The organism is Paraglaciecola sp., assembly GCF_039964565.1.
In the GTDB taxonomy this organism is placed as follows: Bacteria; Pseudomonadota; Gammaproteobacteria; order Enterobacterales; family Alteromonadaceae; genus Paraglaciecola.
In genome coordinates this window covers 44553-70897 of sequence record NZ_JBDVXF010000044.1, presented here as the reverse complement: position 1 = coordinate 70897, position 26345 = coordinate 44553, and the positions used below count along the sequence as shown (strand labels likewise).

The following is a 26345-nucleotide window of genomic DNA, read 5'->3' as shown; positions in this document are numbered from 1 at the left end:
TTAAAGTGTGTTTAGTAAGCGTTATTATTTAACCTGATTAGGACGATAACCTGATGTGTTTTGGGGTTGTTGTGGTTCTGGCTGCGTTGGGATGATTTCTTTACGCCTACTGGGACCCGAAAACTTCACTTTATATGTATCGTATTCTTTAATTGATTCAAAACAATATCGACCTAAAGCGTTTTCTAATTCTGCTAAGTTGTGGTTAGTTATCATGATGCAATTTTTGTTATTGGCTAGTCTCTGTCTTAACACATTACCCAACCAACTTTGAGCATTCTTCTTTAAGACACTTTCGTTCACGCACACTTCGTCGAGTATTAATAAATCTACATCAAGTAATTCTTGGTTTATTTCACGAAATTTTTGTCCGACGTTGTCCTGGGCGTTGTAATCATATGAAAAGAAACGCATCTCTAATATGGTAGATAATTGTCTGTATAAAACTGAAATTTCATATTTTTCTATCAATTCATGAGCAATGGCCCCGGCTGTATGAGATTTACCACGGCCATAGTCACCATAAAAAATCATCATATGCGCGCCGCTTTTTCTCCAGTTCATATCTTCATGAGCGGCAATAAAAGATTTGGCGATACTGACTGCTTCAATGACATCATGGCTATCTTCAATAAGATTAGTAAAGGTCCATTTGGGGTTTAATTCTGAACGACCTTGAATATCTTGGATCCGTTGTTTTTTACCTTCTCGTTGCAGCTGTTTGACGTCACGGTTAGCTAAGGTTTCATATTCAGAGCGTAAATCAGAATATTGGGTATATTTTTCAGGAACATATTGGCGACCTAGTGCTTTGCCTAGTCTTTGAATTTTATCTTTAATACTGTCCACGAGTTATTTTATTCCGATTGATAATGATGAAAATCTACTATGCGTCTTTTTTACTATATTTTGCCACTAAATTCTTAGCGTTGTCGTCAGCTTGTATACCTGCTTTGGTTTGCACAATTTGTTGACCCACTTTTTGCACACTTTTAAACCCATGTGCTAAACGTTTTTTCTTTAAACCAAATACAAACTTTTGGGTCCATTGATACTCGCTAAATTGTGACTCCGGTCTACCTAACCAATAAGCAATAAAATCGCCCAACTCACTTGAATTATAATCATAATCGATAATGCCGAGCAGTTTTGCTAAATCGGCAATCAATTTTTCGTTAGGTAACCAATCAATATGCATTTTATGCCAATTCAAGTGTAACCTTGAATAGTCATCAATTTGCATTGTAGTTAGTGGAAGAACAAGGGTTTTACCGTTAAAACTGTGATTAAGTTCAACTTCGTTTTGGAAAGTGACTAAGCCTACACTGAGGAGTTCTTTTATTAAGCTGTTTACTTGTCGACCTAAAGTGAATTTTTCATCCTTGGTATTTAAAATGGATAATAATGATTTGTAGTTTAACGGTGACGTTATACCAGTTGAGTCATTCGCTGTTGGCTTTATTCCAAGCATATACAATATTCGAGCATCATTACTCAAACTTTGTAATAGGGCGGTTTGTTCTGCTTTATTGAAGTGCATGAAGATACATTAAGAGGTTATACCAATTGTTGGTTGGTATTTAGCCAAGTTAAAATCCACTCAACAGCAATATCTTCAGGAATAGGATGATTAAGTACATCAATATGTAGGCTAGGGCAGATTAATTCAGCGTCAGCTTTTATCATCGTTTTTTCTAATTGTACTGAACCAAAGCAGAAAGTGTCGTAACTACTATCACCTAAACCAATAACCAAAAACTTTGTGTTGGCTAAATTTGCAGTTTGTAATTGCTCAGCAAAAGGTTGGATATTATCTGGTAATTCACCTGCACCATGGGTAGATGAACATATTAGCCATATAGCATTGTAATCTAAGTCGGATAACTGTGGCGTCAAATGCACTGCTGAACTATGAGAGTGAGCTATTAAGGTTTCTTGTAATGCATCTGCAACATATTCACTTGCACCTAAAACACTACCTACGATAATTTCAAACTTAGCCATTAATTTACTATTTTATTTGTTATTTATTGGTATTGTACATTGTGATCAATATATCACCATGCCTAATTCTAACGTTACATGCTATCTAGATTTATTATTTGCCAATACAAAAAGACGAGAATATTTTGGTAAGCAGGTCGTCCGAAGTAAATTCACCGGTGATTTCACTTAGGTGTTGTTGAGTTATCCGTAATTCCTCAGCCAGTAGTTCTCCAGCTAGATTATCTTCTAATTGGTACTTGCCTAAGTATAAATGTTCTGCTGCTCTATCTATGGCATCTAGGTGGCGTCTACGGGCAATGAATTGTCCCTCTGAGCTGGCATTAAAACCCATACAATCTTTTAAGTGTTCAGTTAAAAAATTTAGACCTAGTTGATTACTTGCAGACAATGAAATTACTGGATACTTGCCGCTTTCATCCATACCAATAGTTTCATTGGACAGGTCTATCTTATTGCGGATTACGCTAAGACCTATATTTTTGGGTAGTTGCTGATAAAATTCGGGCCAAATTTTTTCAGGTTGGGTTTCTTGTGATTCAGTACTGTCTAACATAAATAACACCCGATCGGCTTGGCGAATTTCTTGCCAAGCTCGTTCAATACCTATTTTTTCAACTTTATCTGGGCTGTCTCTTAAACCGGCTGTATCGATTATGTGTAGTGGCATACCGTCAATATGGATATGTTCTTTAAGCACATCCCGTGTAGTGCCGGCTATATCCGTCACTATCGCTGCATCTTTTCCTGCCAAGGCATTGAGTAAACTCGATTTCCCGGCATTGGGTTTGCCGGCTATCACGACTCTCATACCTTCTCTTAGAAGTGCACCTTGTTTGGTTTGTTGCCGCAAAGCTTCAAAAGATTGGATAATATTTTCGAGATCTCTTTGAATTTTACCATCGCTTAGAAAATCGATTTCTTCGTCAGGAAAATCGATGGCTGCTTCGACATACATTCGTAAGTGGATGACTTGCTCTACTAAAGCATGAATTTGTTGGGAAAAAACACCTTGTAAGGAGCGTAACGCGCCTTTTGCCGCTTGTTCAGAACTGGCGTCAATGAGATCTGCTATAGCTTCAGCTTGAGCTAAGTCCAATTTATCATTCAGGAAAGCGCGTTCACTAAATTCCCCTGGGCGTGCAATGCGAAGTTTAGGAATTTTTAGAATGGTATTAAGCAACATATCCAGTACTACTTGGCCACCATGCCCCTGTAATTCCAATACATCTTCACCGGTAAATGAATTTGGGGCCTTAAAAAATATTGCTATCCCTTGATCGATAAGGTTTCTGTTGTTATCAGAAAAAGCCAAGTATTCTGCCTTACGCACTTCAGGTATTTTACCTAATATCGATTCTGCCACCCTACTTGCTAGATTGCCAGATATACGGATTATCCCAACACCACCGCGACCTGGTGCTGTAGCTTGTGCCACAATAGTGTCTTGTTGTGATGATAAACCTGAATCGAGCATGTAGTTTATTAATCTCTAAAGTTAGTAAATTGTAGAGGTTGTTCTAAATCTGCGGCTTTAGCCAATGCCATAACTTGTTGTAAATCATCACGTTTTTTACCGGTAACTCGCACTTGTTCACCTTGAATTTGCGCTTGTACCTTTAATTTTTCATCTTTAATTAATTTAATCAGTTTTTTTGCAACTGGTTGCTCAATACCTTGCTTAAAGGCTATGGCTTGTTTGTAAATTTTACCTATGTGTTGTACGTCCTTTTCTTCAAAGGCCGCAGTATCAACGTTACGTTTTACGCAGGTACCTCTGAGAATATCCAGCATTTGCTTGAGTTGAAAATCGTTATCAGCAGTCATGGTAACTATTGTTTCTTTTAACTCGAAACTTGCTTCGACACCTCTAAAATCAAAACGCGTACTAAGTTCTCTATTGGCATTGTCGACAGCATTACGTAATTCGGGTAAGTCAATTTCTGAAACTATATCTAATGATGGCATTGGGATTCCTAAATTTTGCAGATGATGTTTATTAATTGTATGTACAAAAAAGCCCGTTTTATATGCTGATTAAGTATAAAACGGGCTTTATTTAAAATTAATTGTTTACTTGGTACTCAAGCCGCGTTTTTCCATTGATGCGTAGATTATCTTAGCTTGAATCAAAGTAATAATATTACTTATGAGCCAGTAAAGTACCAAACCAGCTGGGAATATAAAGAAGAATAGACTCATAGCAACAGGCATAAACTGCATTATTTTTTGCTGCATAGGATCTGTCATTGTCATAGGTTGTAATTTTTGTAGTAAATACATGCTTAGACCAGTTAGCACAGGTAATACAAAAAATGGGTCTTTTGCACTTAAATCTGTGATCCAGAATATAAAATCTGCGTGTCTCAATTCGACACTTTCTAGTAGGACCCAATATAATGCTAAGAAGATTGGCATTTGTAATAGTAGAGGGAAACAACCACCCATAGGGTTAACTTTGTCCTTCTTATACATTTCCATCATGGCTTTCTGCATTTTTTGTTTGTCTTCCCCATAACGCTCTTTCAGCGCATCCATTTTGGGTTTTAATGCTCGCATTTTCGCCATGGATTCGTATTGCTTTTTAGTAAGGGGATACATTGCACCTTTAACAACTATAGTGATCAATATTATCGAGAACCCCCAGTTTCCAACTAAACTATGAATAAACTGCAAAAAGAAAAATAAGTATTTCGATATCACCCATAGGAAGCCGTAATCAACAGTAAGATCTAATCCTCTGGCTATTTCAGCTAAAGTATCTTGGTCTTTAGGCCCAAGATATAAAGCACTACTTATTGTGGCGGTTTCTCCAGGTTGGATAATGATTGATTGACCTGTAAAACCAATTACGCCATTGGTGTTTTGTAATACTCGACTATATAAATTATTGGTTTCGTTTTGAGGTGGAACCCATGCCGATACAAAATAATGCTCTATCATGGCTGCCCAGCCAGCAGGAGTAGATTTTTTAAGATTTTTGTCGATCATGTCATCAAAATCAAACTTCTCATATTTATCTTCTTCTGTTGAATATGCTGCGCCTCTATATGTTGGCATAAACATACTGCCATCTTCTTTGAGCATACTTTGCTTAAGTTGACCAAATTGTTGTAGTTGTTTTGTATCACTAGTGTTGTTTTCTATAATATAACTAATGTCGATTTTGTGACTGTCTTTAGTAAATACAAAGTTCTTAGTAATTTTTACGCCTTCAGGAGTAACTAACGTAAGGGGAACTGTTAATGTTTCGCCAATAAGGGTATAGCTGTTTTCAGTTGCAGTATAAGTAGGGCGCCCTTTACTATCTGGACCATCTTTACCAACTAAACCACTTTGAGCAATAAACAGGTCTTCGCCGTTAGGTCTCAATAAGCTGTATGAATCTTTTGAATTTTGTTCGACAGGAAATTTAACTAGATTAGCTGATATAACGTCACCACCAACAGTATCTATTGTTAAATCAAGGGTATCGGTTTTAACCAAAATGGTTTTCCCAGATTGGACACTACTTGTTACGTAATTTTGTCCATTTGAAGACGCAACTGGAACATCTTCTGAGCCTGTAGGCATGTCGGAAGTGATATTTTGTTGTTGAGTAACAGTTTGAGCTGCTTCAACTGGTTGAGGTCCATAATCTAACTGCCATTGTTGCCATAATAAAAAGCCGACCATAGCAAGGCCAATCAATAAAAAACTGCGTTGGGATTCCATAAAATACTCTAATTAACTACTTATTATGTGTGTGACTTATTCATGTCAAAACATTAAACCACGGCGATGTTACTGTTTTACTTATGACCTGCTATTTATGAGGGCATAATTATAAAAATCATTGTTTATTTCGTTTTTTTTCTGGTACGGGATCATATCCACCATCATTGAGTGGATGGCATTTTAGTATGCGTTGCAAAGATAACCAACACCCTTTTACGATTCCGTGTTTAACAATAGCGTCAATTGCATAATGAGAACAACTTGGATGAAATCTACAAGTTGGTCCCAACATTGGTGATAGTACCATTTGATAGAGCTTAATTATCCCAATTGGGATTTTTCGCAGCGCGACGCTAATTTTTTCCATAATTTACTCAGCAAAGAAAATAATTCCTGATTCGAGAGTTTATCTAATCCACTTTTACCCACTACTACTATATCAATATTTGGAAACGAATGACGTTGTAGACGAAAGCTTTCACGTATGACACGTTTAAGTCTGTTTCTATCGTGTGCATATTTGACTCGTTTTTTAGCTAAAGTGATGCCTAAACGAGGATTATTTGAAGTATTAATTCTTGCTAATAAGGTAATTTGAGGTGAAACAGATGGAATTGCATTACTGAAGACATATTCAAAGTGGGTGGGAGTAAGTAGCCTTAGCTCCCGAGAAAAGTTATTTTCACCCACCTTGGATAATTAAGCTGATAAACGCGCACGGCCTTTAGCACGACGATTAGCAATAACCTTGCGGCCATTTTTAGTCGCCATACGGGCACGAAAACCGTGTGAACGCTTACGCTTTAAGTTGCTTGGTTGAAAAGTTCTTTTCATGACCTAGTCCCGCTATACATAAGGTTTAAACAAAATGAGCATTTATATGATAATCGCTTAGAGATAATCACCGTGCTCAAAAATGACGCTGAATAATAGAGATCAGTTGGCTAGTTGTCAATATAATACTCCAAGTAATAACATTCTATTTTGCATAGGGTATGAGGTGGGACCCTATGCAAATTATAATAACTATTTAAAATGTTCATTTTATCCACAGCCTATTCAAATATTTACAGCTTAATTTTTGATTAAACAGATATTTGGCATCAAAAATGCGTATAAACGGAAGATAATGTTGGCGAATACTATTATTCTAAATTATCAAAAAATATAATTAAAACAAAAAGATATAAGTGTTTTTGCTGTTATTTCAAATTAATTTAAAATGTATGTTGCGTTATCTAGGTGATTAGCGAGATAATTCACAATCAGTTTTAGATTTGATTTCTAGCTGCTTAATAATAACTCAACTATTACTTTTCGCTTTTGTTTTGTAATTCCTTTTTTTCTTGTTTTGGCCCTTTGTTTATAAGGATGGAGCGGTTTTTTTTGATGTCTATATGGAATCAGTGTCTTGATAGGTTACAACAGGATTTACCTATTCAGCAGTTTAGTATGTGGATAAGACCACTTCAGGCAGAACATGGCGATGCTTACTTAACGCTTTTTGCACCTAATCGCTTTGTATTAGATTGGGTTAGAGATAAGTACTTTTCGCAAATTAATAATTTATTGGCTGAGTTTTGTGGTGATAAAGCACCGCAATTGCGTTTCGAAGTAAAAGTAGCGAATATTGAAACTAATAAGAAGTTTGGAGCTACTAATTACTCGTCAATGGTCGTTGAGCAAGGTGGTCAACCTAAAGAGAGTCCACCACCAGTTTCGGCTAGTCCATCGGTTGCAACTTCAAATATTAGTAATGCAGTACCAATAGCGGCGACCCATAAAAGCAATATTAACTTAACCTACAAGTTCGATAACTTTGTCGAAGGTAAGTCAAACCAACTTGCACGGGCTGCTTCACAGCAAGTCGCTGATAACCCGGGTGGTGCTTATAATCCTTTATTTATATACGGTGGTACGGGTTTAGGTAAAACCCATTTATTACATGCTGTTGGTAACGGGATAATGGATAAGAAAAAGAATGCAACCGTCGTATATATGCATTCTGAGAGATTCGTGCAAGACATGGTAAAAGCATTACAAAATAATGCGATAGAGGAGTTTAAGCGATACTACCGCTCTGTTGACGCGCTACTCATAGATGACATTCAGTTTTTTGCCAATAAAGAACGTTCGCAAGAAGAGTTTTTCCATACATTTAATGCATTGTTAGAAGGTAATCAGCAAATCATCCTAACTTCTGACCGTTACCCAAAGGAGATAGTCGGAGTCGAGGACCGGTTAAAATCAAGATTTGGTTGGGGCCTAACTATTGCTATTGAACCCCCGGAATTAGAAACGCGGGTAGCTATTTTGATGAGAAAAGCTGTAGAAAACAAAATTTTCTTGCCAGATGAAGTGGCGTTTTTTATTGCTAAAAGGCTTAGGTCAAATGTTCGCGAACTTGAAGGGGCGCTTAATCGAGTTATCGCTAATGCCAATTTTACGGGACGCCCAATTACCATCGATTTTGTACGTGAGGCGCTTCGAGACCTATTGGCGTTGCAAGAGAAGTTAGTCACTATAGATAATATTCAAAAAACAGTGGCTGAGTATTATAAGATTAAGATGGCTGATATTTTGTCTAAACGTCGTAGTCGCAGTGTTGCTAGACCTAGGCAGATGGCTATGGCTTTGTCCAAGGAACTTACTAATCATAGTTTACCTGAGATTGGTGATGCGTTCGGTGGACGTGATCATACAACTGTATTACACGCTTGCAGAAAAATAGTGCAGCTAAGGGAAGAAAGTCATGATATAAAAGAAGACTATCAGAACTTAATTCGCACATTGTCTTCATAAAAATTCACGAGTAAAAAGATGAAATTTAGCATCAGTAGGGAAAATTTCTTACAACCTCTTCAGTTGGTTTCAGGCGCAGTCGAGCGTCGCCATACGCTGCCTATATTATCGAATGTTTTGATTAAAGTTAGTGATAACTCACTGTGGTTAACAGGTACAGATTTAGAGGTTGAGCTGATTTCAAATGTGACATTGAGTGGTGAGTTCATTGAAGGTGAAATTACTGTTCCAGCTAAAAAGTTGCTAGATATTTGTAGAGGGTTAAACGAAGGTAGCAACATAGATTTTAGTGTCGAATCCAATAAAGCACTACTTAAATCTGGTCGTAGTAAATACAGTTTGTCTACACTTGCAGCCGACGACTATCCAAATTTAGAAGACTGGCAAGGGGAGTTGGAGTTTGAGATACCGCAATCAGATCTTAAGCGACTTATTGACAGCACACATTTCTGCATGGCCCAACAGGATGTGCGTTACTACCTTAACGGTATGTCTCTTGAAACGGAAGATAATCTTATCCGTACAGTCGCCACAGATGGCCATAGGTTAGCATTATGTCGACTCAGTTATACTAATGCCACTTTACCTAACCGTCAGGTAATTATTCCACGTAAAGGTGTGCTGGAAATACTTAGGCTGATTGAAGATAACGATAAGTTAGTGAAGGTACAGGTCGGTTCCAATCATATTAGAATTTTTTCTACCGATTTTATTTTCACTAGTAAATTGGTGGATGGACGTTTTCCTGATTATAGACGAGTACTTCCAAAAGACGGCGATAAAAAAATTGAGTCGAGTAAAGATGTATTAAAGCATGCTTTTTCTAGGGCCTCTATATTATCAAATGAGAAGTTTAGAGGAGTGCGCTTAAATCTATCGAATAGTGAACTCAAGATTACGGCAAACAACCCTGAACAAGAAGAGGCCGAGGAAATAGTAGACGTCGATTATCAAGGCGACAGTTTGGAAATTGGTTTTAATGTAGCGTATTTGATAGATGTTATGAATGGACTCAGTTGTGATGAAGTTCGTATTACATTGGCTGATTCCAATAGCAGTGCATTAATCGAAGATGCTAAGGATGACTCCGCGCTTTACGTTATAATGCCCATGAGGTTGTAATTAGTTTTTATACGAAGTTGCAATTTTCATGAAACTGGAAAAGCTCCAGATTAAGCATTTTCGGAATATTGATGATTTGTCACTGGCAGTTCATGGAAATATGAATATATTTCTTGGCGAGAATGGAAGTGGTAAGTCGTCGATTTTAGAAGCTTTACACTATTTAGGGTATGCTCGGTCTTTCCGTACCCATAAACATAAAAATGTGATTAGTCATCACAAGTCCGGTTTTACGGTATTTTGCTCTACGATCGAAAACAAGGATAAATATCAAAAATTCGGTATTAGCAGGCAAACAGATGATAGTTGCGTTGTTAACATCAACGGCCAAAAGTCTAAACGTGCTACAGATTTAGCAAGTTATCTTCCTATTCAAATATTTACACCACAAAGTTCTGATTTGTTGTTGGGAGCGCCTAAGCTTAGAAGGCGCTACTTAGATTGGGTGTTGTTTCACGTGGAACAGTCTTTTAACGTTGATTATCAAGTTTTCAATAGAGCGCTACGACAACTAAATGCGCTTTATAAAAGTAAATCAAATAACCCTGATTTCGATTATTGGCAGGCATTACTTTGTGAAAGAGGCGAGTTAATAACTGATAATCGAGAAAAGTTGCTAAATGACCATCTTAAGCAGTTTATTTATGCCAATTTAGAGGTTTTTTTACCTGAGTTTTCCTTCGAAATTTCGTATTATAGGGGGTGGGATAAAGGCCATACATTGGCAGAATCAGTTACTAAACATCGCTCGCGTGATCTTAAATACGGTTTTCTTAGTGTTGGTCCACACAAGGCTGATTTAAGAATTAAAACCCAAGGTTTGAGTGCTCATGAGGTTTTGTCGAGAGGGCAGTTACGAATGTTAGTTGCAGGTATGCAACTTGCGCAAACACAATATTTGCATCAACAGACTTCAAAGAGTTCAATTTTTCTATTGGATGATGTTGGTGCTGAGTTAGATGAAGAAAAGAGAAAGGTGTTTATTACAAGCTTAAACACTATTGACACACAGTTGTTTGTTACTGCTATTGATATCAAACAACTCGATTTTTTAAAGCACTATAACGATAAGAAAGTGTTTCACGTGGAACATGGCCAGGTGAAAGAGGAGACTTAGTCAAATGTCAGAAGAAAATGTTTATGATTCGTCGAGTATCAAGGTTCTAAAAGGACTTGATGCTGTAAGAAAGAGACCGGGAATGTATATCGGTGATACAGATGACGGATCTGGATTACATCACATGGTTTTTGAAATTCTAGATAACTCTATTGATGAAGCATTGGCGGGACATTGTAGTGAGATTATTGTAAAAATTCACTTAGATGGCTCTGTGTCAGTAAGGGATAATGGTCGCGGAATACCAACGGCTATTCACCCTGAAGAAGGAGTATCCGCCGCAGAAGTTATCATGACTGTATTACATGCAGGTGGTAAATTCGGAGGTGAAGATTCTGGATATAAAGTTTCTGGTGGATTACATGGTGTTGGGGTATCAGTTGTAAATGCCTTGAGTGACAAATTAGTATTAACAGTGAGACGTGAAGGAAAACTACACGAACAGGAATACCATCTAGGTGAACCAACCGCTCCTTTAGCCGTAATAGGTGATGCAACAGAGACCGGAACAGAAGTTAGGTTTTGGCCAAGCTCTACTATTTTTTCTGATATTACCTTTCACTTCGACATATTGGTTAAGCGAATCAGAGAACTATCATTTCTGAATTCAGGTGTTTCAATCCGCATTCTTGACGAACGTGATGAAGATAAACAAGAGCACTTCTTTTTTGAAGGTGGCATTCGTGCTTTCGTTGATTACTTAAACTTAAATAAAACACCAGTTAATGCAGAAGTGTTCTATTTTTCACTAGAAAAAGATGATGGAATAATAGTAGAAGTCGCAATGCAATGGAACGACTCCTATAAAGAACAGATACTTTGTTTTACCAACAATATTCCTCAAAGAGATGGTGGCGCCCACTTAAGTGGTTTTAGAGGAGCACTAACTCGCACACTTAATAATTATATGAGCTCAGAAGGTCTAAACAAAGGAAAAGGCAAAAACGCTGTAGACGTCTCTGCGAGTGGAGATGATGCTCGAGAAGGTCTTACCGCCGTTATATCTGTAAAAGTTCCCGATCCAAAATTCTCTTCACAAACCAAAGATAAACTTGTTTCCTCAGAAGTTAAATCGGCTGTTGAACAAGCCATGGGCGAGAAATTAGCTGAATACCTCATCGAAAATCCAACCGTAGCTAAAAACATCATAATGAAAATTGTAGATGCGGCACGAGCAAGAGAAGCGGCGCGAAAAGCCCGAGAAATGACTCGTCGAAAAGGTGCACTAGACATCGCAGGGTTACCTGGTAAATTAGCAGACTGCCAAGAAAAAGATCCGGCACTTTCAGAATTGTATATAGTGGAAGGGGACTCAGCTGGCGGTTCTGCTAAGCAGGGAAGAAATCGTAAAAACCAAGCTATATTGCCGCTCAAAGGTAAAATTTTGAACGTTGAGAAAGCTCGATTCGACAAAATGCTTTCATCTCAGGAAGTAGCAACTTTAATTACCGCACTAGGCTGTGGAATTGGTAGGGACGAATACGACCCAGAAAAGCTGCGTTATCACAGTATCATTATCATGACTGATGCTGACGTCGATGGTTCACATATTCGAACCTTGCTACTTACGTTTTTCTATAGACAAATGCCTGAAATTATTGAGCGCGGCTATGTCTACATTGCGCAACCACCGCTTTATAAAACTAAAAAAGGAAAACAAGAACAATATCTGAAGGATGATGATTCATTGACTAAATATTTAACGTCAATTGCGTTAGATAATGCTTCGCTTCATGTAAATGAAAACGCCCCGGCAATCTCAGGAGTGGCATTAGAAAATTTAGTCAAACAGTATCAAGAGACAGTGGCTATGATTGCCCGTATCAGCCGATTGATGCCAGAAGTGATACTCAATAAACTAGTCTACAGTGTTACTTTAGAGCCTGAAGATGTAAATGATGAACAGAAACTTACACATTTCGCTGAAGAATTTACCAAAGGGCTTACCGATGATGAAATCGACGGAGCCACCTATTCGTTTAAAGTAAGTCATAACTCAGAGAGAAATAACTGGTTTGTGGTCATTATTATAAGACTTCATGGTATAGATACTGAATACAGAATCGACCATGAGTTCGTTAATTCAAATGAATATTTACGCATCAAATCTCTTAATCAGGCAATAAATGGCATGATTGAAGCAGGTGGATACGTTAAGCGTAATGATAAAACCAAATCCATTTCAACATTTGTAGATGCACTGGATTGGTTAATGGCTGAATCTAAACGTGGCCAATACATTCAGCGATACAAAGGACTAGGGGAAATGAACCCAAGTCAATTATGGGAAACAACAATGGATCCCGCGTCTCGTAGAATGCTTCAGGTAACAATAGAAGATGCCGTAGGAGCAGACCAACTCTTCACCACACTAATGGGCGACCAAGTTGAGCCAAGACGAGCATTTATTGAAGATAATGCACTAAAAGTGGCAAATCTAGACGTGTAAAACTTGATAGACAAAAAAAGGCCGCTTTAAAGCGGCCTTTTTTTATTTTAAAATCAAGGGGTTAAGTTGATTATTGATACTTTCGGCGCTCCGAATCCACTGAAATCAATAGTGAATTCAAACACCCCAGTTTCCTTAGGTGTAAATTGAAAGTTCTCATCTGTGGTATTACAGTTAGACGAGACTGAATCCCCAACTACAATAATTCTATCTGACTCATTAGCAAAACCACAGTTCATCCCCGGAGTCCAACTAGCGTCTGCGAATTTAAAATCATAGGGTTGGCCATCGGCGATCAATTCTATCGACGTGGAATAGACTTCATCTGACACTTCTACTAACTTATATTTTTCGTCGGCCTCCCACCAAGAAAAAACTCCTCTTAGGTAGAGACCATCGTAACTTCGTTCAGTATTAAATGTATCAATAACATTAGTCGCACAACCACTGAGCAAACTTGCAAGAATGGCTATAGATACAAAACCCTTTTTCTTCATATTGGTTTAACGTCCTAAAATCATCGAGTTCGCGAAACTTAATTTAATACCGAGATATCTGCACAGCACAAAAACAACCCTCTAAGGCGAGATAATAGTGACAATCTATTTCGCCTAATTGACTCATCTTCGGCCATAACCATAACATTCTCAAAAAATGCATCAATTGGCTGTCTAAGTTCTGCCAACACAGTTAAAGCGCTAGCATAATCAGACTGTTCAATCATTGGTTGAATACGTGCTTCTACGAGCTCCAATGAGTCTGCCAAGGCCTTTTCAGCAGATTCTTGAATTAGAGTAGGGTCGAAACTGATTTCTTCACTAATGGCATTTTTAGCTAATATATTGGCAACGCGTTTATTCGCAGCAGCAAGGGCATCCGCCGATTCCAACGTGTTGAAGGATTTTACGGCTTCAACTCTAGCTGCAAAATTAGCAGGACGAGTAGGGCGGTTAGCTGCCACTGCTTGTACAACCCCAGCAGCGACACCTTGTTCGGCGTACCAGGCTCTAAATCGTGCTAACACAAAATCGACTACCTTAGTTTGGAGTTCTTGTGTTTTTACCTTGTCTTCAAACGTCACTATTGATGCATCTACCAAATCGACTAAATCTAAAGGCAGATTTTTCTCAACAATTATTCGTAACACTCCTATTGAAGCTCGACGCAACGCGAAGGGATCTTTGTCGCCTTTGGGCGTTTGACCAATCCCAAAAATACCCACTAAGGTATCAATCTTATCCGCTAATGCTACACACAGACTTACATCGTTTGTAGGCAATATATCACCCGCAAAACGCGGCATATATTGTTCATTTAACGCTACGGCTACAGCTTCTGCTTCACCGTCAACACGCGCATAATGCATGCCCATAACACCTTGAACATCTGGGAACTCCATAACCATATTGGTCATTAGATCTGTTTTACACAACAATCCTGCTCGATATGAGGCGTCTTGATCGGCACCAACCATTGACGCAATATTTTTTGCCATAGACGCTATACGCTGAGACTTTTCGTAAACTGTACCCAACTGCTTTTGAAACAATACAGTTTTCAAACTTTCAAGGCGGGATTCTAAGGTTTGTTTTTTATCTGTGTTAAAGAAAAACTCCGCATCAGCTAACCTTGGCCGAATAACCTTTTCGTTACCACTAACAATAGTTTGCGGGTCTTTACTTTCTATATTAGTGATAAAAATAAACTTAGACTTTAACTGGCCATTACCATCTAACAACGGAAAGTACTTTTGGTCGTCTTTCATGGTGTAAATAAGCGCTTCTTTTGGCACGGCTAAGAAAGACTCATCAAAATTTGCCACTAATGCTACAGGCCATTCTACTAACGCAGTCACTTCATCCAAAAGTTCATCGTTAACATCAGCGACAGCGTTTTCTTGCTTAGCTAAGTCTTGAATTTGCGCCAGAATTTTTGCCTTGCGCTGACCATGATCTGCAATGACATAGTGTCGTTTTAGCTGCTCTAGGTAGCTGTCTGCATGATCTAACTCAAATGGGGCGTCAGAATGAAATCTATGACCACAAATAATACGCCCTGAAGCTACATCTAATACTTCTCCTTCAATAAGATCCGCACCGTAAAGCATGGTAACGGTATGAACTGGACGAATAAACTGTGTAGATTTTGAACCCCAACGCATCGGTTTAGGAATAGGTAGACCCTTTAATGCATCTTCAACTATAACAGCTAACACTTGGCCAATAGCCCTTCCTTTTACCTGCGCTTGATATAATAACCATTCGCCCTTATCAGTCTTTAGACGTTCAGCTTGGTCTACATCTATTCCATTAGAACGCGCCCAACCTTGCGCTGCCTTTGTCGGCTCTCCATTTTCGTCAAAAGCCGCGGAAACTGCGGGTCCACGCTTCTCTACCTGCTTATCCGCTTGAAACTCAGATAAATTTTCAACGATCACCGCTAAGCGACGTGGTGATGCATACCAGTTAATCTGACTAAATGAGAAATCACTCTGAGTAAATGCAGACTCAATATTATCTTTGAATGCTAGGGCTAATTTCACCAACGATTTTGGTGGAAGTTCTTCTGTTCCAATCTCAATTAATAAATTATCAGTTCGCATGGCTACTTCTCCTTCTTACACATTGGAAAGCCAAGTGCTTCTCGCGCTTCGTAATAAACCTTTGCGCAGGCCTTAGAAAGGGTTCTGACCCTTAAAATGTAGCGTTGCCGCTCTGTAACCGAAATCGCATGTCTGGCATCCAACAAGTTAAATGCATGCGATGCCTTCATCACTTGCTCATATGCAGGTAACGGGAGATTAGCTTCAATCAACCTTTCGCTGTCTTTTTCGCACTGATCAAATGTTGCGAACAAGGCGTCAACATCAGCATGTTCGAAGTTATAGGCTGATTGCTCTACTTCGTTTTGATGGAATACATCCCCGTATGTGACTGTACCCATTGGTCCATCGGTCCATACTAAATCATAGATGCTATCAACACCCTGTATATACATCGCCAAACGTTCGAGCCCATAAGTTATCTCGCCTGTTACCGGAGAACATTCTAGGCCGCCAACTTGTTGAAAATAAGTAAATTGCGTGACTTCCATACCGTTTAACCAAACTTCCCAACCCAGGCCCCACGCCCCAAGAGTCGGCGATTCCCAATTGTCCTCTACAAACCTAATATCATGTACAAGTGGATCAAAACCAAGCTCACGTAAAGAGCCCAAGTACAGTTCTTGAATATTGTCTGGTGAGGGTTTAAGCATTACTTGAAACTGGTAGTAATGTTGGAGTCTATTAGGGTTTTCGCCATAACGACCATCCGTAGGTCGTCTACAAGGTTGCACATAGGCACTGCTAATAGGTTCTGGGCCTATTGACCTTAGGAATGTCATTGGATGGAATGTACCCGCACCCACTTCCATATCTAGTGGTTGGATTATTACACAACCCTGTCGCGCCCAATAATCTTGAAGCGCCAAAATGAGTCCTTGAAATGTCTTACAATCAAACTTTTGCATATTCTCTAGCGTTTCCTCAGCCTACTTAGGCCTTTCCAATAATTAATTTAAAAAAACGCCGGCAAGTATACCTTTTGTCGTGGACTCTATGTAGGCTTAAAGGCGATTAAAACAGCATTTTGACGTAACTAGTGGGCTCCAAATGGCAAAAAATACCTTTAGTTGGGTAACTGATGATAAAACCTATCTAAATTACCATCACACTACATGGGCAACGGCGGTGCTAACCAGTCAGGAATTGTTTGCAAAATTTTGCCATTGAAGGTCAACAAGCGGGAGTTGGTTTGGATTACCATATTAAAAAAAAATCATTATGAAGCGGCATTTTTCAATATCGACCCTAAAAAAGATAAATACTTACACATAAAGATATCGGGCGTTTAATGACAATTTCAGGAATAGCCGAAGTCGTTTAAGAATTCAATCAATTATTAAAAACGCTAAAGCATATTTAGCTATCGAAGCGTCTGGATTGGATTATCATGAAGATATTTGGCAGTTTGTCGACGGCAATACTATGGTCAATAGATAGTCCACCAAAAGCGATGTGCCTACTTCTACCCGACAGTCAGATTGTATGGCAAAGGCTCTTAAGAAACCGGGATTTTGTCGGTAGCAACAACGATATGTCGTACCCTTGTGTAAGCTGTAAGCATGGTAAACGATAATACAATAGATTGTTTTTGTAATTAAAGTCGTTTTCTGGACGGCAAGCGCTAAGATTGCGAGGTTGTAAACAACTTCAAGGTTTTTAAAATTGAAACCTCATTTAATATTTGTGTTTCTAGCTTAGCTTCCAATTCTTCCCTATGTGTATCTTGGCGTTTTATTTCAATGCTACTTTGCGCTTTTCTATCTTCATGGGTCGGCAGCGCTTTTACTTGGTCGTAAAGTGAATATAAAATTGGAAACTGTTGTTCAAAATTCGGTTTATCTTTTATAGGTAAGGCTTCTAAAAGGTGATACAGCCTTATACTTCCTTCTGACAAGTTACATTGCTGTTGTTCCATGGCTTTGGCAATAGTTTGAATGCTTTGGCATATATTTTCGATTCGTTTCTGAGTTTTTTGCTCTCGTATCTGCTGCTGTAATTTTAATTTAAACAGCAAAGAACCGGCATAAAACGCCAAAATTGCAATAATAATTAATGCGACAAGCAACAACAGCATTTTCATATAGGGCTACTTCTGCTTAATCTTTAAAGTCATTAATATCGATGGATTCAAACTGTGAGAATAGGTCAACTTCTTGCTTTGTAGACACGTCATGATTCTCATCGTCATTGCTAATACCAAGTAAATCACAAAGTACTTTATGCCTAGCTAAGGTGTGATCTACATATTGCTGATCTTCTCTGGCAATCTTTTTACCTTGTTCAATTTTATTCAAAAGTGAGGCTAACCGTGGATCTTGTTCAATTGCGGCAAGCTCTTGAGAAGGAGAAAAGTACTTTATTTTTTTGGATACAGTTCTATGTTCGCTTGATTCTACAATCAAACTAACCGGCTTTTTACTGCCATGTCTTGGATCCTTAACAACCTTTTTAGGACCTTGGCTGTCAGTTAGTGCTTCACTGTTGCGACTTCCAGCTGGTTTTCCCAGATGTTTCTTTACACGTTTTTCTGTTGGTTTACGTACATTTGAAGATGTTTTGGCGACGCCAATTTTACCAACTTTACGAGATTTTTTCTGCCTAGCCATAGCTCACCTGTGTAGGGCTTTAATATGGGCGTGATTCTACCTTAGTACAAGCGCGATAACAGCGAATTTTTGACAGAAAAAAAGCGATAGTTAGACTATCGCTTTTTCATAGATAAGAGTGTCGTTTGACACTTCTCCCAATATTTGTTCATCCTAAACAGCACAAATCCGTTCTATCTTCACTTATTATTATTCTTAACAAAGATACTTTATTGTTATAGATCTTCCTGACACTTTATTTTTCGTCCGTGTTTTCCCGTAAGGCTTTTAAGTGCAAAACAACTATCGTTGTTTTGCTACTTCCGTGACAAGCTAATAGCTTGTAATTCCATTTTGTTTTTATTTGCACGAGAGAATACAGGATAAATAAAAATTTACAACTTATTTACAATTGAGATACAAAATAATGAACTTTTTCTGAAGAGTAATGCCGACTAACCAATAATTGAGTCATTGGTTAGTCGCGAAATGTTACGATTAATGAAGTCCAGCAACGTAGCTTGAGATAACTTCAATATCTTTGTCAGTCATTCTTTTGGCAATATCAGCCATCATACCGTTAAGCGAGTTAGCTCTCTCACCAGAACGAAAAGCTTTCAGCTGTGCCGCTATATATTCTGAGTGTTGCCCGCTAATATCCGGAAATCCAGATAGACTGGTACCATTTCCTTTTGGCCCATGACAAGCAATACATGCTGTGATACCGCGCTGTAAGTCGCCACCAACATAGAGTTTATTGCCTTGCGTGACGGCGTCTTCTGAAGCCTCACCCTTTGTGGCTTCTTGACTAGAAAAATAAGCAGATAAATCAAGTATGTCCTGTTCTGATAGTGCTGCTGCCATACCATTCATCACAGCATTATTTCTGCCTTCTTTACCACCAGTTTGACTGGCCAATTTGAATTCTTGTAGCTGCTTAACTAAATAGTTTTTATGTTGACCAGCTAGTTTTGGGTTGATAGCGATTAAACTATTCCCATCCGCACCATGGCAAGCAGCACAGGTACCGGATATCGCTTTACCATTTTCGGCATCACCTGATTCAACCGCACTTACATTAAAACCTATAAACAAACAGACTAGCAGAACTATATTTTTCATCTTTATCTCATTAAGCATTTGATTAGCTGGCTATTCTTAAAAATCTTAACTGGGTATTTTACACATTTACGACGACAGTAAAATGAATTCATTACATAAGTTGTATTTTTATCTATTTTTAAGTGCGCAGCCATTACCGTTTTCCCTGATATAATCACAAAAATTAGTATAATAACAATAGTTTTGCAGAGATTTCAGGAGAACAAGTGAGTCATTATAGTCAAGCAAAGTTTAGTATCAGTGCTCCTGATATTACGCACTTAGGACCAGATGAGGGAGTTGAAATAGCTTTTGCTGGTCGCTCTAACGCTGGGAAGTCCAGCGCCTTAAATAAATTAACTCGACAGAAAGGCTTGGCTAGGACCAGTAAAACTCCTGGTCGGACACAATTAATCAATGTATTTCAATTAGACGAAAATCGTAGATTAATAGATTTGCCAGGTTACGGTTATGCAAAAGTGCCAATTGCCATAAAGAAAAAATGGCAAAAATCTCTGGGGGAGTACCTGCAAAAAAGAGAAAGTATTAAAGGGTTGGTGGTATTGATGGATATCCGTCATCCTTTCAAAGATCTCGATCAAGAACTTATACATTGGGCAGTTGCCGCTGACTTACCTGTACTTGCCCTTCTTACTAAGGCTGATAAGTTAAAAGCAGGGAAGCGCAAAAATCAGTTGATGATGGTCAGAGAAGCGGCGCTGGCTTTTTGTGGCGACGTTTCAGTGGATGTGTTTTCTTCTCTTAGTGGTATTGGACTAGAAAATTTAGAACAAAAATTGGATAGTTGGTATGGATATGAAAGGAAAACTGTTTAGCGCATAAAAAAAGCCCTACACACATTAAGTAGGGCCAAAAAATTGAGAACACATAACACTGTTAATACAGACCGGCTGAATTAAAGTATATTTCCACCTTTCGTAATTAAACTACATTTTTCTAATTCCGTTCGAAATTTACTCTGCTATTTATTAACTGAATTACATAAAAATCCTGAATTTTAGGCAAAAAAAACCCCATTAAACAATGGGGTTAAAACACATAGAGACACACATAAACTGTACATAAGAGGTTTCTTAAATCATAAAGTTCAAAATTAATTAAAAATATTTTCAGATAAAAAAAACCTCGGCACATGGCCGAGGTTCAAGCAAAGGTTAGATAATATCTGACCTCTGTACCCTACGGCTCGAAGTCTAGTTAAAAAGTAGTAATAAGCCAAGAGCGTTTTGGTATTAAACCACCTTTCTAAAATATAAGGCGCTAGTGTGCTTCGTCCCAATTGTCGCCAACCCCTGCAGCAACAATAAGCGGAACATCTAGTTGCACGGCCTGTTCCATTAGCGAAATTATTTTGTTTTGATACTCAGCTAATTTTTGTTGTTTAATTTCAAAAATTAATTCGTCATGTACTTGCATGATCATGCGAACCTCATCATAAGGTAAGGTTTCAATCCACTGATCGACCACCAACATGGCTTTCTTGATGATATCAGCCGCGGTGCCTTGCATGGGCGCGTTTATCGCTGCTCGCTCCGCTCCTTTGCGACGCATGCCATTACTGGCATTGATTTCAGGAAGGTATAAGCGCCGTCCAAATACGGTAGAGACATAGCCTTTTTCTTTCGCAATTTGTCTGGTGTCTTCCATATAGGTTAATACCATTGGGTAGCGTTCGAAATATAGATCCATATATTTCTGGGCATCGTGTCTTGGAATATTAAGCTGTTTGGATAAACCAAACGCTGACATACCATAAATTAGACCAAAGTTAATCGCCTTCGCATTTCTTCTTTGTTCAGTAGTGACGTCTTCAATAGGAGTGTCGAATACCTCAGATGCAGTGGCGGTATGGATATCTTGCCCTGTCGCAAATGCGTTCAAAAGACCTTTATCACCGGACAGGTGTGCCATTATGCGCAACTCAATTTGTGAATAATCGGCGGCAACGATCGTATACCCATCTCTAGCAATAAAAGCTTGTCTAACTCTGCGACCTTCTTCTGTTCTGATAGGGATATTCTGTAGATTCGGATCGGTAGAAGATAATCGGCCTGTCGCCGCAATAGCTTGATGATAAGAGGTGTGTACTCTACCGGTTCGAGCATTAATCATTTTTGGTAATTTATCTGTATAGGTATTCTTTAACTTACTTAAGCCACGATATTCCATCAATAATTTAGGCAAAGGATAATTGATGGCCAATTCCTGAAGCACTTCTTCAGCTGTGGAAGGCGCGCCCTTAGGTGTTTTCTTCAAAACAGGCAAATCCATCTTCTTATACAAAATTTCCTGCAATTGTTTCGGGGATCCTAAATTAAACTCTTCACCAGCAAGTTCATGTACTTCTTTCTCTAGCTCCAAGATACGCGAAGCTAAGTCTTGGCTCTGTTGTGCAAGTTTTTGACTATCTATGAGCACGCCAAATTGTTCCATTTTGGCCAAAACTGGAGACAACGGCAGTTCAATTTCCTCGAAGACACTTACTAAGTCTTCTTCCGAACTCAGTTTTTGCCAAAGAACATTGTGAAGCTGTAATGTGATATCTGCGTCTTCAGCTGCGTAGGGCGCCGCTTTTTTTACTTCGATTTGATTAAAAGTAAGCTGTTTAGCACCTTTACCAGCAATGTCTTCAAAATGAATTGTGGATTTACCCAGATAGAATTCTGCCAAACTATCCATATCATGCCGGGTGGCGACACTATTCAATACATATGACTCGAGCATAGTATCGTAAGCTATACCTTGTAAATTGATATTGTAATTGGCGAGTACGTTCTTGTCATACTTAAGATGTTGCCCAACTTTTTTAATCGCAGGGTTTTCTAAAAGAGGTCTAAGAGCATTCAATACCTGATTGCGGTCAAGTTGTTCAGGGGCATCCAAATAATCATGGGCAACGGGAACATAGGCCGCTTCACCAACCGATACCGAAAATGATACTCCTACCAGTTCAGCATCCATATAGTTTAGACTTGTGGTTTCTGTATCAAATGCAAACATTTCAGCTGACTTGAGTTTTTCTAACCAAAGATCAAAATCGCTTTGGGTTAAAATAGTTACGTAGTTAGTGGCATCAGAGTTTTGGTCTTTTTGTTCATTTGCTTCAGAACTTTGAGAACCAGAAGATTGTCCCATTCTTTGTTGAGTTTCGGTTACCAATCTTTTCAACTCAAATTGACTGCTCAGCGCAAGCAACTTATCTAAATCGGCTGTTGTCGCTTTTATGTCTTGTACTTTTTCAGGTAAATCTACATCAACTTTAATTGTTGCTAATTCGTAGGATAGTGGCAAATGACTCAGGGCATTACGCAAATGTTCGCCAACTTTGCCTTTTACATTGTCAGCATTGGCCATGACTTCTTTAAGCGAACCATGCTCATTTAGCCATTTTGCAGCTGTTTTAGGGCCACACTTGTCGACTCCTGGGATATTGTCGACCTTGTCACCCATCAAAGCAAGGTAGTCAATAATTTGGTCTGGTCTTACTGCAAATTTTTCTACTACACCCGCTTCGTCCATCTCCACTTTGGTCATGGTATTGATCAATCGCACATGAGGTGTAACTAACTGGGCCATATCTTTGTCACCAGTAGAAATAACTGTTTCCATACCGAGATTGGTTGCTTGATTAGCAAGAGTGCCAATCACATCATCTGCTTCGACTCCCTCTATTACTAGCAGTGGCAAACCCATTGCTTGAATGATTTCGTGTAATGGAGCAATTTGGGTTCTAAGATCATCCGGCATAGGAGGGCGATTGGCTTTGTACTCTGGATACATATCATTACGAAAGGTTTTTCCTTTAGCATCAAACACCACCACAATATTTCCACCTGGATAATCTTTCTGTAGGCTTTTTATCATATTCAACACACCGGTTATTGCGCCAGTGGGCTGTCCGTAAGAAGTGGATAGCGCTTGTAAATAAGGGACATGATATGCCCTAAATAAATAAGATGAGCCGTCTACTAGTACTAGCGGGTTGGAGAGTGTTTCTGCTTCAGATGCCATAATTAGAGCCCATATATAAAATTTAGAAAGTTGTGAATCTAAGTGAAAGTAATAAGAGAAGGAATTTATCATAAACCCACATAATATTTTGTGGATAACTATGTAGATAACGTATTAGATAATTAATATATTGAAGAGTGCATTTATAATAAAAAAGCAAAATTGTCTTAATAAACATATGTTTATCGAAAGAGTTTTATTTCAACAATGAAAAACTTAACGACTCTTGTTATGTGGATAAAATCTTGAAGCTAGCTGACACGTATTCAAAATCAACGTAGAAGATACACTCATGTTAAGCACTAGAAAAGAACATTTTTAAATTATTTTAAGTCTCTTTTAGGGGGAATAGTTAAAAAAAAATTATAAGCCTTGATTGGCGTATTCTACAGCCCTATTGATGCACTAGAAACGCCATCATCTAACAATGTAGTTTTGTTTGTAAGTGCTTGCAAACAAAATTGCTCATCATTGTATTAATTAAAGTAGAAAACAAAATTTATTATTCCCGTTTACCTTGATACATTCCTTGAACAGCACCTTTCTGTTATTTTTTTAATCGAAATCACGAACATTAATTACATAAGTTTATTTTTTGAATTAGACTTTGGCTCTATACGTAGCAAATGATAATTATAAGAAAAATAATAAAACCAATGATTTACCCAAGTTCGAACTTCATTCCACTTATTTTGCCAAGTGTGTTGTGTGGCGCACATATTTTGAGTCAAAACTAAGCTATGCAATACCGTACTATTATTAGAATTTTAGGACTTTTAGTGGCTTTGTTTAGCGTGACAATGATCCCGCCAGCGATAGTATCCGTCATATATGAAGACGGAAGTGGCTTGCCATTCTTATTGGCATTTGTTTTATGTTTAACTACAGGGCTAACTATTTGGTATCCAAATCGAAGTTTTAGGTACGACTTAAGAGCAAAGGAAGGGTTCTTAATTGTGGTGCTTTTTTGGACCGTTCTAGCTAGCTTTGCAGCCCTCCCGTTTTTGTTGTTAGAGCAGCCTCAAATGTCGACAACTGATGCTTTTTTTGAGTCATTTTCTGGGCTGACTACAACTGGTGCAACAGTAATCGAAGGAATCGACTATTTGCCAAAAGCGATTCAATATTATCGTCAGCAACTTCAGTGGTTAGGAGGGATGGGGATCATTGTACTTGCTGTGGCAATCTTACCAATCTTAGGGGTTGGTGGAATGCAGCTATACCGCGCAGAAACTCCTGGTCCTGTAAAAGATTCGAAGATGACTCCTCGAATTGCTGATACTGCGAAGCACCTTTGGTACATCTATTTATCATTAACGACTGTTTGTGCCTTAGCTTTTTGGGTTGTGGGTATGAATTGGTTTGATGCCATTTGTCATGCGTTTTCGACTATTGCTATAGGTGGATTCAGTAACTATGACGCCAGTATAGGTCATTTCAATAGTGTCGGTGTTAACATAGTTTGTGTTGTATTTTTATGGATTGCGGCACTGAACTTTGCATTACATTACGCGGCAGCAAGTGGACGCTCTTTAAAAGGTTACTTTTATGATCCTGAATTGAGAGCGTTCTTTGTGATTCAAATTAGTTTGGTTTTGATTTGTTTTATTGTACTCATCCAATTTAGTTGGTTTGAGGATTCAAGCGTCGCATTTGATCAAGCCTTATTTCAATCTGTTTCGATGAGTACCACTGCTGGATTCACCACAACTGGCTTTTCAGACTGGCCAGTGTTTCTCCCCATAATGCTAATTTTTTCAAGTTTCATTGGTGGTTGCGCAGGATCAACAGGAGGAGGGCTTAAAGTTATCCGAGTGTTGCTACTATATTTACAAGGAAAGCGTGAAGTCGATCGTTTAATCCATCCAAAGGCCGTGTACTCGGTTAAACTAGGTGACAGAGCACTACCAGATAGAGTTGTGGAAGCAGTGTGGGGATTTTTTTCAGCCTATGCCATGATTTTCGTGATCATCATGGTGGCCCTTATTGCCACAGGTATGGATGATGTAACAGCCTTTAGCGCTACGGCGGCAACACTCAATAATTTAGGACCTGGTCTAGGTGAAGTCGCGGCTACTTATGCAGGAGTGTCTGATGGTGGTAAGTGGTTGTTAATTATTGCAATGCTGTTTGGAAGGTTAGAGGTGTTCTCTTTATTGGTGTTATTTTCTCCTACTTTTTGGCGTAGCTAAGGTTTTTAGTTGCGCTACCTTAGGTTTAAATACATAAAAATCAATAATTTAGAAGTAAGACTCAAAGTGTTTCATCAAATAGAAACACTTTAAATCAATTCAATTTTTTAAGGTAATTTAACGATATCTGCCTTAAGCGCAACGCCAGCCATGATATTTCCTGCTCCACATTCAAATTCCGTTCTACTGGCAAAACTTTGATGCTTGTAGTTAGAAGTAATGTTAACGACCGCATTCATACCGTCTCTTTGTGCCCTTTCTTGTAGAGCCTTTATAGCCGACAAAAAGGCCCACTCACAAGCTTCTTGATCTGATTTAGCGAAACCACTGGTTTTTTTGTTGGTAGTGATCCCTGATTGTTTACTAAGTGGTTTTGGATGAGCTTGATCAGCAAAGTATAACGGCACATCATATAAAGCATTTTTTGCTTTGTCGGTTTTCAGTAAGTCAGGGATTGAAAATTTGAGTCTATCATCTCTTGCAATCGCGGGTGATGCTAGAAATATGCAGCTTGTAACACAGGCTATTAATATTTTCTTCATAAAATTTACTCCGAATTTTAAAATATTCTTATACTAAGACAAGCGTAGCCTGTCAGTTATTTTCCCTATAAACCTAG

General features: G+C 38.5%; 23 protein-coding genes. 6 read left to right on the top strand and 17 right to left on the bottom strand.

The window, feature by feature from the left end:
- Positions 1–24: 24 nt before the first annotated feature.
- From ABJK37_RS20015 to rpmH, 9 genes are all read right to left on the bottom strand, one after another.
- Positions 25–849 carry an ATP-binding protein gene (locus tag ABJK37_RS20015; RefSeq protein ID WP_348357576.1) on the bottom strand — a complete coding sequence of 275 codons (825 nt, stop codon included), beginning with the start codon at positions 847–849 and terminating at the stop codon, positions 25–27.
- Between the two features lie 37 nt (positions 850–886).
- Positions 887–1540: a DnaT-like ssDNA-binding domain-containing protein gene (locus ABJK37_RS20010; protein WP_348357573.1), complete on the bottom strand. Its 654-nt coding sequence runs from the start codon at positions 1538–1540 to the stop codon at positions 887–889.
- Positions 1541–1557: 17 nt separating this feature from the next.
- Positions 1558–2004, bottom strand: coding sequence for an FMN-binding protein MioC (gene mioC / locus ABJK37_RS20005; protein WP_348357571.1), 447 nt, complete (start codon positions 2002–2004; stop codon positions 1558–1560).
- A gap of 94 nt (positions 2005–2098) precedes the next feature.
- Entirely contained in the window at positions 2099–3481 is a 1383-nt protein-coding gene (gene mnmE, locus ABJK37_RS20000; protein WP_348357569.1) for a tRNA uridine-5-carboxymethylaminomethyl(34) synthesis GTPase MnmE, read from the bottom strand.
- 8 nt (positions 3482–3489) lie between these two features.
- Positions 3490–3972, bottom strand: coding sequence for a YajQ family cyclic di-GMP-binding protein (locus tag ABJK37_RS19995; protein WP_348357567.1), 483 nt, complete (start codon positions 3970–3972; stop codon positions 3490–3492).
- Positions 3973–4077: 105 nt separating this feature from the next.
- Complete coding sequence (gene yidC / locus ABJK37_RS19990; protein WP_348357565.1) at positions 4078–5718, bottom strand: membrane protein insertase YidC; 1641 nt, start codon at positions 5716–5718, stop codon at positions 4078–4080.
- A 118-nt stretch (positions 5719–5836) separates the two neighbouring features.
- Positions 5837–6088: a membrane protein insertion efficiency factor YidD gene (gene yidD, locus ABJK37_RS19985; protein ID WP_348357563.1), complete on the bottom strand. Its 252-nt coding sequence runs from the start codon at positions 6086–6088 to the stop codon at positions 5837–5839.
- Entirely contained in the window at positions 6043–6411 is a 369-nt protein-coding gene (gene rnpA / locus ABJK37_RS19980) for a ribonuclease P protein component (RefSeq protein WP_348357561.1), read from the bottom strand. Before rnpA ends, yidD begins: the two co-directional genes overlap by 46 nt.
- Before the next feature lie 9 nt (positions 6412–6420).
- Positions 6421–6555: a 50S ribosomal protein L34 gene (rpmH, locus tag ABJK37_RS19975; RefSeq protein ID WP_007615483.1), complete on the bottom strand. Its 135-nt coding sequence runs from the start codon at positions 6553–6555 to the stop codon at positions 6421–6423.
- A 555-nt stretch (positions 6556–7110) separates the two neighbouring features.
- Here rpmH and dnaA point away from each other — a divergent pair.
- Genes dnaA through gyrB form a run of 4 tightly spaced genes read left to right on the top strand, consistent with a single transcriptional unit; the run spans position 7111 to position 13211 of the window.
- The gene (gene dnaA / locus ABJK37_RS19970) at positions 7111–8523 is read left to right on the top strand and encodes a chromosomal replication initiator protein DnaA (RefSeq protein WP_348357559.1); all 1413 of its coding nucleotides are present in this window, start codon (positions 7111–7113) and stop codon (positions 8521–8523) included.
- Between the two features lie 18 nt (positions 8524–8541).
- Positions 8542–9645, top strand: coding sequence for a DNA polymerase III subunit beta (gene dnaN, locus ABJK37_RS19965; protein ID WP_348357556.1), 1104 nt, complete (start codon positions 8542–8544; stop codon positions 9643–9645).
- 28 nt (positions 9646–9673) lie between these two features.
- Positions 9674–10762 (top strand): DNA replication/repair protein RecF, encoded by a 1089-nt coding sequence (recF, locus tag ABJK37_RS19960; RefSeq protein WP_348357554.1) that lies wholly within the window; start codon positions 9674–9676, stop codon positions 10760–10762.
- A 4-nt stretch (positions 10763–10766) separates the two neighbouring features.
- Positions 10767–13211 carry a DNA topoisomerase (ATP-hydrolyzing) subunit B gene (gyrB, locus tag ABJK37_RS19955; RefSeq protein ID WP_348357552.1) on the top strand — a complete coding sequence of 815 codons (2445 nt, stop codon included), beginning with the start codon at positions 10767–10769 and terminating at the stop codon, positions 13209–13211.
- A gap of 53 nt (positions 13212–13264) precedes the next feature.
- Here gyrB and ABJK37_RS19950 read toward each other — a convergent pair whose 3' ends face one another.
- The 6 genes from ABJK37_RS19950 to ABJK37_RS19925 form a co-directional block, all read right to left on the bottom strand.
- Positions 13265–13708: a hypothetical protein gene (locus tag ABJK37_RS19950; RefSeq protein ID WP_348357550.1), complete on the bottom strand. Its 444-nt coding sequence runs from the start codon at positions 13706–13708 to the stop codon at positions 13265–13267.
- A 38-nt stretch (positions 13709–13746) separates the two neighbouring features.
- Positions 13747–15813: a glycine--tRNA ligase subunit beta gene (glyS, locus tag ABJK37_RS19945; protein ID WP_348357548.1), complete on the bottom strand. Its 2067-nt coding sequence runs from the start codon at positions 15811–15813 to the stop codon at positions 13747–13749.
- Positions 15814–15815: 2 nt separating this feature from the next.
- Positions 15816–16721 (bottom strand): glycine--tRNA ligase subunit alpha, encoded by a 906-nt coding sequence (gene glyQ / locus ABJK37_RS19940; RefSeq protein WP_348357546.1) that lies wholly within the window; start codon positions 16719–16721, stop codon positions 15816–15818.
- A gap of 716 nt (positions 16722–17437) precedes the next feature.
- Positions 17438–17896: a DUF2489 domain-containing protein gene (locus ABJK37_RS19935; RefSeq protein WP_348357544.1), complete on the bottom strand. Its 459-nt coding sequence runs from the start codon at positions 17894–17896 to the stop codon at positions 17438–17440.
- A 16-nt stretch (positions 17897–17912) separates the two neighbouring features.
- Positions 17913–18422 (bottom strand): Der GTPase-activating protein YihI, encoded by a 510-nt coding sequence (yihI, locus tag ABJK37_RS19930; protein WP_348357542.1) that lies wholly within the window; start codon positions 18420–18422, stop codon positions 17913–17915.
- A 477-nt stretch (positions 18423–18899) separates the two neighbouring features.
- Positions 18900–19523 carry a c-type cytochrome gene (locus tag ABJK37_RS19925; RefSeq protein WP_348357540.1) on the bottom strand — a complete coding sequence of 208 codons (624 nt, stop codon included), beginning with the start codon at positions 19521–19523 and terminating at the stop codon, positions 18900–18902.
- Positions 19524–19729: 206 nt separating this feature from the next.
- On the opposite strand from ABJK37_RS19925, the gene yihA reads away from it, so the two are divergent.
- Positions 19730–20338: a ribosome biogenesis GTP-binding protein YihA/YsxC gene (gene yihA / locus ABJK37_RS19920; RefSeq protein ID WP_348357538.1), complete on the top strand. Its 609-nt coding sequence runs from the start codon at positions 19730–19732 to the stop codon at positions 20336–20338.
- A gap of 445 nt (positions 20339–20783) precedes the next feature.
- Here the strand turns inward: yihA and polA are convergent, their stop codons facing one another.
- On the bottom strand, positions 20784–23534 hold the full coding sequence (gene polA, locus ABJK37_RS19915; RefSeq protein WP_348357536.1) for a DNA polymerase I: 2751 nt from the start codon (positions 23532–23534) through the stop codon (positions 20784–20786).
- Between the two features lie 740 nt (positions 23535–24274).
- Between polA and ABJK37_RS19910 the strand changes: the two genes are divergently transcribed.
- Positions 24275–25726: a TrkH family potassium uptake protein gene (locus tag ABJK37_RS19910; protein WP_348357534.1), complete on the top strand. Its 1452-nt coding sequence runs from the start codon at positions 24275–24277 to the stop codon at positions 25724–25726.
- A gap of 107 nt (positions 25727–25833) precedes the next feature.
- Here ABJK37_RS19910 and ABJK37_RS19905 read toward each other — a convergent pair whose 3' ends face one another.
- Positions 25834–26268, bottom strand: coding sequence for an excinuclease ABC subunit A (locus ABJK37_RS19905; RefSeq protein ID WP_348357532.1), 435 nt, complete (start codon positions 26266–26268; stop codon positions 25834–25836).
- Positions 26269–26345: the final 77 nt, after the last annotated feature.